This is a genomic window from Amycolatopsis sp. NPDC057786 (assembly GCF_042797905.1).
Classification (GTDB): Bacteria; Actinomycetota; Actinomycetes; order Mycobacteriales; family Pseudonocardiaceae; genus Amycolatopsis.
On sequence record NZ_JBHVKW010000177.1, the window covers coordinates 1 to 8,369 of the forward strand.

An 8,369-nucleotide genomic window follows, 5' to 3' on the forward strand; every position below is an offset into this window, starting at 1 on the left:
GCGCCAGGCGCAAGGAAGGGGGCCTTCATGTACTTGGGGAAGGGTCCTTCACGGACCGGCCGCGGCGGTTGGCTAACCGGTCCTTGCGGCTCACGGGGGTCGAGGTACGGGAAAGGCCCCTTCCCGAGCGGTGAAGGGGCCTTTCCCGTAGGTCCGGGGCCTCAGGTGGCCTTGATGCCCGCGGCGGCGAAGTCGGCCTGCTGGGCGGGCTGCTGCAGGTACTGCCGGAACGTCTGCGAGGCGCGCATCTGGACCTCGTCGATGGTCTTTCCGGCGAGCCCGACGAGCGGGTAGTCGGCCGAACGCGCCGTCGCGACCGACTGGGCGGGGGAACCGACCAGTTCGGGCTTGGCGGTGTTCAGCTCGGTCACCCAGTAGGTGGACTCGGGGATCCAGGCGGCGGGGAGGCCGCCGATGGAGTCCAGATTGGTCCGGCCGACGAGGCCGTCGAGCACGGAGGCGGAGGACAGTGCGTCGACCTGGATGACCACACAGTGGTCGCGGACCACGGTCGCGGCGTTGTTCCACCGCTCGGCCGCCGCTCGCACGGGCTTTTCGATGCTGGGGGTGACGATGATCCGCATCGGGGTGTCGCCGGCGCTGCACGCCTTGGCCTGGGCTTCGGCGCGGGTGTTGAGCTCGCCGTCTGCCCAGTTCCAGCCGAAGACGCCGATCGCGACCAGGACCACGAGGACCAGGCAGGCGATCGGCCACTTGGCGACCCGGCGCCGCGGGGCCTTCTTCCCGACGATCCGGTGTGAACCGGTCGCCTCACCGCGGCCCTGAGGCCGCTTCGGCGGATCGAGGGGATGCGGCACCGGCTCCTCGGCCACGCTGTGTCGCCCCATCGTTGTCCTTTCGAAACGTGCGCGCTCGCGCTGCGTATGCAATCAAACCGTTATCACTCTAACAGGGGAGAGTGTTACGGGGAATGCGACGACTCACAGTTGTTTTCCGCGTGTCGCGGGCACCTTCTTTAACTCGGCGAGGAGCCGTTGGCAATGCGCTATCAGGTGCTCACGCAGCGGCGCCGCCCGGCGGGCGAAAGCGGCCTGCGCGCGGGCGTACTCGGCCCGGCCTTCCGGGCTCTCGATCCGCACGGGCGAGTACCCGAACTCCGCCAGATCGTACGGGCTCGCCCGCATGTCCAGCTCCCGGATGTCCGCCGCCAGCTCGAAACAGTCCCCGACCAGCTCGGCGGGCACGAACGGATCGAGTTTGTACGCCCACTTGAAGAGATCCATGTTGGCGTGCAGGCAGCCCGGCTGCTCGAACTCCACCTGGTTCTCCCGCGCCGGTCGCAGCGTGTTGCGAGGCCGGGCGGGTTCGGTGAAGAACCGGAACGCGTCGTAATGCCCGCACCGGATCTCCAGCGACTCGACCACGTCGTCGGTTCCGGCCGAACCGAGCCGGAGCGGAAGTTGTGAGTGACGAACCTCATCCGCCGATTCCCGGTAAACCATTGCCCATTCGTGAAGGCCGAAACAACTGAGTCTCGGAGAGCGGGACGCGGTCGCGGAAAGCAGTCCGAGGACGAATTCGGCGGTCTTGGCCCGGCCTTCGGTGAAGCCCGCCGGATCGAGCATGACGCCCTCCGGCGTCTCCAGGTAACCCTTCCGCTCCAGGAACCGCCGGGCGGACGCGCCTTCGAGCACGACCTCCGGGCCCGGTTGCCAGCGTTCGAGATGCCCTGGCCGGTGGGAGTAGTAGGTGAAGAGGAAGTCGAGCACCGGATGCTTCTCGCCCCGCGAACGGCGGCGCTGGTGCGGTGTGGTCCAGCGCCGCATCCGCGTGACGTGCTCGTCCTCCCGAGCCCGCCAGACGGGCTCGGGAAGGACGATCGGACCGGTCACGACATGACGTGGGTACCGTCGCGGACGGTTCCCACGTATTCCTCGACGAGGTCCTCCAGCGCGACGACGCCGACCGCGGTCCCCGCCGGGCTCAGCGCCCGCGCCAGATGGCTGCCTTCCTTGCGCATCGCCGACAACGCCTCGTCGAGCCGGGCGTCGGCGTGCAGTTCGGTCAGCGCTCGCGTCTTGTCCTGCGGCACCACGGTGGTCGGATCCTCGCCCACGAGGTCGAGGATGTCCTTGACGTGGATGTAGCCGGTCAGTGTCCCGTCGTCGGTGCACACCGGGAAACGGGAGAACCCGGTCGAGGACACCGCGCGCTCGACGTCGCCCAACGTGGGCGAGCAGGGCAGCGTGGTCAGCTGAGCCGTCGGGACCAGCACGTCGGCCACCGTCTTCTCCACCGAGGACAGCGTCTTGCTCAGCCGTTGGTGCTCGGAGTGCTCCAGCAGCCCCTCGCGCCGCGACTCACTGAGCAGTTCCGCGAGCTCGTCGGAGGTGTAGGCGGTTTCGAGTTCGTCCTTCGGCTCCACCTTGAACAGCCGCAGCAGGGAGTTCGCCACGAAGTTCAGCAGCCAGATGAACGGGTTGGCGAGTTTCACCCACGCCACGTGCACCGGGACCAGCCACAGCGCCAGCCGTTCCGGCTCGGCGATCGCGAGGTTCTTCGGCACCATCTCGCCGATGAGGACGTGCAGGATGGTGATGAACGCCAGCGCGATCGCGAACGAGATCGGGTGCAGCAGGACATCGGGAATCCCGAACAGCTCGAAGAATCCGGCCAGCTGGTGCGCGACGGCCGGCTCGCCGAGCCGTCCCAGCAGCAGCGAGCAGATGGTGATGCCGAGCTGCGCGCCCGCCAGCATCAGCGAGACGTTCTTGCTCGCGTTGATGACGATCCGGGCGCGGGTCTTCCCCTGCTCCAGCAAGGCTTCCAGCCGGTCGCGGCGCGAGGAGATGAGCGCGAACTCGGCGCCGACGAAGAACGCGTTGGCCAGCAGCAGGACCACGACGAGGAAGATGTTGAACCAGTCGCTCATCGGGCGGGCTCCTGCTCGGCGGACGTGGCGGTCTCGCTGATCCGCCGGACTTCGACCTCGGCGATGCGCAGACGGTCCATCCTGGTCACCGTGAGGCGCCAGGCGTCGAGATCCGTGGCGTCGCCGGGGGAGGGGATCCGGCCGAGCCGTTCGAGGATCAGCCCGGCGATGGTCTCGTAGTCGCCGTCGGGCATCCGGAACCCGGTCTCGTCGGTGACCTCGTCGGCGCGAAGCTGCCCGGACACGAGCCAGTTGTCGGCGCCGACCTGCTGAGAGGACGGCGCTTCCCGCTCGTCGTGCTCGTCGCGGACGTCACCGATGATCTCCTCGACCACGTCCTCCAGGGTCACCAGCCCCGCGGTGCCGCCGTACTCGTCGACGACGATCGCGAGCTGGAACCGGGAGTCACGCAACCGGTTGAGCAGCGAGTCACCCGGCAGGGATTCGGGCACCGTCGGGATCGGCCGCATGACCGAGCCGATCCGTACCGTGGCGCGCTGGGCGGCCGGGATGGTGAACGCCTGCTTGATGTGCACCGCGCCCTGTACGTCGTCGAGATCCTCGGTGTAGACCGGGAAGCGCGAGAAGCCGGTGCGGCGGGAGATCTCGATGAGGTCGGAGATGGTGTCGTCCACGGTCAGCGATTCGAGCTGGACGCGGGGCGTCATCAGCTCGTCGGCCGTCCGCTCGCCGAACCGCAGCGACTTGTCCAGCAGCTCGGCCGTCGACGTGTCGAGCGTGCCGCTTTCCGCGCTGGACCGCACGATCGAGCCGAGTTCCTGCGGCGACCGGGCCGACCGCAATTCTTCCTGCGGCTCGACGCCGAACTTGCGGACGAGGAAGTTGGCGCTGTTGTTCATCAGGGTGATGAGCCAGCGGAACAGCGACGAGAACCGCGAGTGGTACCCCGCGACGGCGCGCGCGGTCTGCAGCGGCCGGGCGATCGCGAGGTTCTTCGGCATCATTTCGCCGAGGATCATCGACAGCGATGTGGCCAGGATCAGCGCGACCGCGAGCGACACCCCGTCCGCCACGCCTTCGGAAAACCCGACGGCGGTGAACAGCGGGTGGAGCAGGTCACCGATCACCGGCTCCGCGAGGTAACCGGTGATCAGGGTGGTGATGGTGATCGCCACCTGCGCGCCGGAGAGCTGGAACGAGAGCGTGCGGTGCGCCTTCTGCACGGTGTGCGCCCGCTTGTCACCGACCTGGCGGACGTTCGCGTCGACCGTGCTGCGTTCGAGCGCGGTGAGGGAGAACTCGGCGGCGACGGCGAGGCCGGTGCCGACGGTCAGCAGGAGGAACAGGAGAATGCCGAGAACGGCGAGCAGGACTTCCATCATTCCCTGCCGGCGGGGTCGGCGGGAAGTGCCACGGAACAGCCGGGTGTGCCACCCGGCTCGATACTGTCACCAGGTGACTGCGCGTCGCGCACGAAAAGAGTCACTCCTCGATCGGAAACCAACAGACACCGCCGCTGTACTGCGACGATGGGACAATCTTAACGCGTTCCCCCGGCCGCGTGGGCCCGGTGCCGCCGCACGCTCTCCTCGACCAGGTCGAGCACGGGGCCGAGATCGTCACCCGGCTGGCCCATCGCGAGATGGGAGACGAGACCTTCGAGAACGAGTTCGAGGTACGCGGTGAGGACGTCGACGTCCACGTCGTCACGCAGGATCCCGGCGTCGCGCTGACGCAGCAGACGGCGGCGGGTCGCGGCGGTCAGCTGGTGGGACCGCTCGGCCCAGCGGGCTCGGAACTCGGGGTCGGTGCGCAGCCGCCGGGAGACCTCCAGCCGCGTGCCGAGCCAGTCGGCGGGGTGCTCGCTGCGGTTCGTCAGCAGCTCGCGCATCACCTGGACGAGCCCCTGCTCGGCGACGACGTCGGCCATGCGCACCGCGTCGTCCTCGGCCAAGGCCAGAAAGAGGGACTCCTTGTCCCGGAAATGGTGGAAGATCGCACCACGGGAAAGCCCGGTGGCTTCTTCCAGCCGCCGGACAGTGGCACCCTCGTAGCCATAACGTGCGAAGCACACGCGGGAGCCGTCGAGGATCTGGCGCCGGCGTGCGTCGAGGTGATCCTGGCTGACCCGTGGCATCCTGGAATCCTGACACCGAGGACCCGCCTAATGCAATCCGTACGTACGTACTGTGACCAGTTCGCGGGATGTTCGGCCGGTCGGGGAACCGGACGGCTTCGCGACACGTCCGACTACTCGGCCGGATCGGCTGACACGCCGTCCGCCGCTTGGCTACGCTTTGTCCGTCACGGTGCGTGAATGCTGAGGGGAAGGTGCGGGCGTGAACATCATCGGCGACGCCGCGAGCGCGATCAAGGCCGTCTGGGGTGACCTGACCACGCCGAAGGAGCCGACCGTTTACGGCGGTGGCGGCGGTGGTGGCGGCGGGTTCGAGATGAGCCCCGAGGAGCTGAAGACCGTCATCGGGCTCTGGCAGGACGAGCTGAAGAAGGTCTCCGAGGACGGTATGAAGATCGAGGACATTCTCGCCGATCTGAGACCGCCGGGCCAGGACGAGGCCAGCTCCAGCTACGTCGATTCCGGCGTCGATTCGCTGCTCGCCTTGCAGAAGCAGAACGACTCGATGAAGGAGTACATCACGGGCTACATCGCGAAGCTCGAGATTGCCAGGACGAAGACGATGGCCACCGATCAGGCCAACACCCTGCGCACCACCTGAGGATGCCGAACGTGTTGAGGAAACGCGCCGCGGTTGCGGCGCTCGTACTTGTTTCCGTCGCGGTGGCGGGCTGCACGGGGGAGAACCCCGGGACACCGTCGCCCAGCAGCGGATCGGCGCCATCATCGGCCTCGTCGGCGGCACCGGAGGATCCGAACGTCCCGAAGGTGGCGGATCCGCTGGACGCCTCGGCGTACGTCGGTGACGCCTGCAAGCTGCTTCCCGCAGCCGCCGCCGCGGAACTGGGGTTCACCGAGCCGGGCGAGCCCAGGTCCGAGTCGAGCAATCCGAGCTGCGGCTGGTTCATCAGGGGCAAAGGGGAGACGCTGCAGATCATCCTTGGCAGCGGAAACCGCGAAAAGGGCGTGGGTGGCCTGGCCGGAATGTACAAGGCCAAGGAATCCGGGCAACTGAGGTTTCTGGAGCCCGGCCCCGAGGTCGACGGTTATCCGACCGTCTATTACGGACTCCAGGACAGGCGAGCGCGGGGTAACTGCGATCTCGCGGTGGGCGTCGCGGACGACTTGACGATCAACACCCTGGCCGCCGGCTACGGCAACGAACAGAATTCGTGCGGAACCGCGCAGAAACTCGCGTCGGCCGTGATCAAGACACTCAAGGGGGCATGAGGGTGGACGGCAAACAGATCTTCGAGAACTTCACCCAGGGCGACACGCGCAACCTGCGTTCCGCGGCCGATCGCATCGCGGAACTCTCGAACGCGTACGTCGAGCGTGGGATGGCCATCAAGTCCCTGCAGACGCGGATGACCTCGTCCTGGACGGGATCCGCCGCCGACGCGGCGAACGCCGGGGCCGGCCCGCTCGAGCAGGCGTTTCGCGAGACCGCCGATCCGCTGTTCCAGACCAGGGATTCGGTGACGACGCAGGCCGACAGCTTCGACGACTCGGGGTCGTCGGTCGTGCCCGTGCCCCCGAAGCCGGACAAGCCCAACCCCTGGACCACCGGCCTGAAGGGCGCGATCCCGATCGCCGGGCCGTTCATGGTCAACAACGACATCAAGAACTACCAAGAGGGCGTCGCGAAGCACGAGGCGGCGAACCAGAACAACGTCCGCGTGATGGACCAGTACGACTCGGTCACCAGCAGCACGAGCTCCAGCCTGCCGACCGATTACGGCGTCCTGAAGAACGACGGCGCGAGCGTCAGCGTCAAGACCCCCGGCGGTACGCCCCCGGTCGTGATTCCGCCGTACCCGCCGGTGAAGCCCGGCAGGAACGGCAGCGGTGACGACAACGACGGCACCGACACCAGCGGCACGGACGACAACGGCACCAACCAGAACCAGAACAAGCCGGGCGGCGACCAGAACCAGAACAGGCCGGGCACCAACGAGGACCGCCCGGTGCCTCCGAGGGACAGGCCCGACGGCAACATCACGACGCCGACGCGGAAGCCGCCGGGTACCGGCGACGACGACACCACGCGCCCGACCGGCGGCGGCAAGGGCAAGCCGGGGCCGACGACCGAGATCCCTGGCCGGAACCCCGGACGCGGACCCGGTGACTCGGACAACGTCATCGGCCTCCCGAACGGGCCGGGACAGAACTACAACCCGGGTGGTGGCACCGGCCAGAACCCGCCCGGCGGTACCAGCGGGCGCAACGTTCCCGGACCCAACAGCGCGGCAGGCAGGCTTCTCGGCGGAGAGGGCGGCACCAGTGGCCGCGCGGGCGGTCCCGGCGGGCCCGGTTCCGGCGGTCTGGGCTCGGGCCGGGGGTCCGGTATGGGCGGACTCGGCGGCCTGGGTGGCGGAGACCTGGCCGGTGGGCGTGGTGGTGCCGCCGGTCGCGGCGGCGCCGGCGCGATGGGCCCGATGGGGGCGGGCGGCAGGCGTGCCGACGGTGACGATGACGACGAGCACCAGCGTCCCGACTACCTGATCGAGGCCGACCCCGACGCGATCTTCGGCACCGACCAGCGGACCAGTCCGCCGGTCATCGGCGAGTAACGGATGACCGTCAGAACGGGCCGGGTGGACGTCCCGGTCGAAGCCTTGGCGGTGCTCGCCGAACGCGAACGCGTCGGCGACCTGCACATCACGTTGCGTCCCGAACCGCGCTGGCTGTCCAGGACGGCCCGCGCGGAGGCGGACAAGCGAGTGGAAGCGGCCTTGGCGCAAGCCGGGCTGCTGGACTCGAGCGGCCGCGCGTCGGTCGACTTCCTGGACTGGCTTCCGGTGCTCACGAAACCGGCCATCGAGTACTACGGCTGGGTGAACACCGGAGGCGAGACCTATGGCGTCCTCGCCGCCTCGCTGGGACTGCAGGCGGTGCTGGCCGTGGCGTCCGGTGACTGGGTCGGGCTGCAGGAGATCGATCGGCGACGTCTGCCGGAAACGCTGATCGAACAGTTGCCGCCCGTCCCGGCTGGCGGCGGCAGGCTTCGCACGATCCGTGCGTACGAGCTCGAAGAGGCGGCCCGGCGCGGCCCGGACACGCATTCGCTGCCGCCGGTGATCGCGGACATCGTCACCCTCGTGCAGCGGCCGGTCGAGGGGAGCGGCGAGCTCTACGTCGGCAAGCGGGACGAAATCGGCAGGCATGTGGCCGTCGAGGATCCGCTCCACTTCGCCGACACGGACTGGGGCCGGTACCTCAGCTACACGACCGGGCACGGCAACGACGCGGTGGTCCACATCGGACCCGCCGGCCCGGCGGAGCTGGCCGACGCGCTCCGGCACGTCGCCGGGACCCTGCCAGGGTAGCCACAGCCCAAGTACATGAAGGCCCCCTTCCTTGCGTCAGACGCAAGGA

The 8,369-nt window shown here is 68.5% G+C and carries 9 protein-coding genes; 4 read left to right on the top strand and 5 right to left on the bottom strand.

Annotated features, from left to right (window positions below):
* Positions 1-161 precede the first annotated feature (161 nt).
* The 5 genes from ACFVM3_RS41250 to ACFVM3_RS41270 form a co-directional block, all read right to left on the bottom strand.
* On the bottom strand, positions 162-848 hold the full coding sequence (locus ACFVM3_RS41250; protein WP_378445278.1) for a hypothetical protein: 687 nt from the start codon (positions 846-848) through the stop codon (positions 162-164).
* A gap of 93 nt (positions 849-941) precedes the next feature.
* Positions 942-1,853 carry a 3-methyladenine DNA glycosylase gene (locus ACFVM3_RS41255; protein ID WP_378445280.1) on the bottom strand — a complete coding sequence of 304 codons (912 nt, stop codon included), beginning with the start codon at positions 1,851-1,853 and terminating at the stop codon, positions 942-944.
* Complete coding sequence (locus tag ACFVM3_RS41260) at positions 1,850-2,893, bottom strand: hemolysin family protein (protein WP_378445282.1); 1,044 nt, start codon at positions 2,891-2,893, stop codon at positions 1,850-1,852. Before ACFVM3_RS41260 ends, ACFVM3_RS41255 begins: the two co-directional genes overlap by 4 nt.
* Entirely contained in the window at positions 2,890-4,236 is a 1,347-nt protein-coding gene (locus ACFVM3_RS41265; protein WP_378445284.1) for a hemolysin family protein, read from the bottom strand. Before ACFVM3_RS41265 ends, ACFVM3_RS41260 begins: the two co-directional genes overlap by 4 nt.
* Positions 4,237-4,394: 158 nt before the next feature.
* On the bottom strand, positions 4,395-4,991 hold the full coding sequence (locus ACFVM3_RS41270; protein WP_219152136.1) for a TetR/AcrR family transcriptional regulator: 597 nt from the start codon (positions 4,989-4,991) through the stop codon (positions 4,395-4,397).
* A 202-nt stretch (positions 4,992-5,193) separates the two neighbouring features.
* Here ACFVM3_RS41270 and ACFVM3_RS41275 point away from each other — a divergent pair, with 202 nt between their 5' ends.
* From ACFVM3_RS41275 to ACFVM3_RS41290, 4 genes are read left to right on the top strand one after another with little or no spacing between them, the layout of a single operon-like run.
* Positions 5,194-5,592, top strand: coding sequence for a hypothetical protein (locus ACFVM3_RS41275; RefSeq protein WP_378445286.1), 399 nt, complete (start codon positions 5,194-5,196; stop codon positions 5,590-5,592).
* A 2-nt stretch (positions 5,593-5,594) separates the two neighbouring features.
* The gene (locus tag ACFVM3_RS41280) at positions 5,595-6,221 is read left to right on the top strand and encodes a DUF3558 domain-containing protein (protein ID WP_378445288.1); all 627 of its coding nucleotides are present in this window, start codon (positions 5,595-5,597) and stop codon (positions 6,219-6,221) included.
* Positions 6,218-7,564 (top strand): hypothetical protein, encoded by a 1,347-nt coding sequence (locus ACFVM3_RS41285; protein ID WP_378445289.1) that lies wholly within the window; start codon positions 6,218-6,220, stop codon positions 7,562-7,564. Before ACFVM3_RS41280 ends, ACFVM3_RS41285 begins: the two co-directional genes overlap by 4 nt.
* Before the next feature lie 24 nt (positions 7,565-7,588).
* Positions 7,589-8,320 (top strand): ESX secretion-associated protein EspG, encoded by a 732-nt coding sequence (locus ACFVM3_RS41290; RefSeq protein WP_378445290.1) that lies wholly within the window; start codon positions 7,589-7,591, stop codon positions 8,318-8,320.
* The last annotated feature ends 49 nt before the right edge of the window (positions 8,321-8,369 follow it).

What these genes read in the sequence shown, in the direction of transcription:
- ACFVM3_RS41250 (WP_378445278.1), bottom strand. Translation starts at nt 848, where the DNA reads ATGGGGCGACACAGCGTGGCCGAGGAGCCGGTGCCGCATCCCCTCGAT.
- ACFVM3_RS41260 (WP_378445282.1), bottom strand. Translation starts at nt 2,893, where the DNA reads ATGAGCGACTGGTTCAACATCTTCCTCGTCGTGGTCCTGCTGCTGGCC.
- ACFVM3_RS41265 (WP_378445284.1), bottom strand. Translation starts at nt 4,236, where the DNA reads ATGATGGAAGTCCTGCTCGCCGTTCTCGGCATTCTCCTGTTCCTCCTG.
- ACFVM3_RS41270 (WP_219152136.1), bottom strand. Translation starts at nt 4,991, where the DNA reads ATGCCACGGGTCAGCCAGGATCACCTCGACGCACGCCGGCGCCAGATC.
- ACFVM3_RS41280 (WP_378445288.1), top strand. Translation starts at nt 5,595, where the DNA reads ATGCCGAACGTGTTGAGGAAACGCGCCGCGGTTGCGGCGCTCGTACTT.
- ACFVM3_RS41285 (WP_378445289.1), top strand. Translation starts at nt 6,218, where the DNA reads ATGAGGGTGGACGGCAAACAGATCTTCGAGAACTTCACCCAGGGCGAC.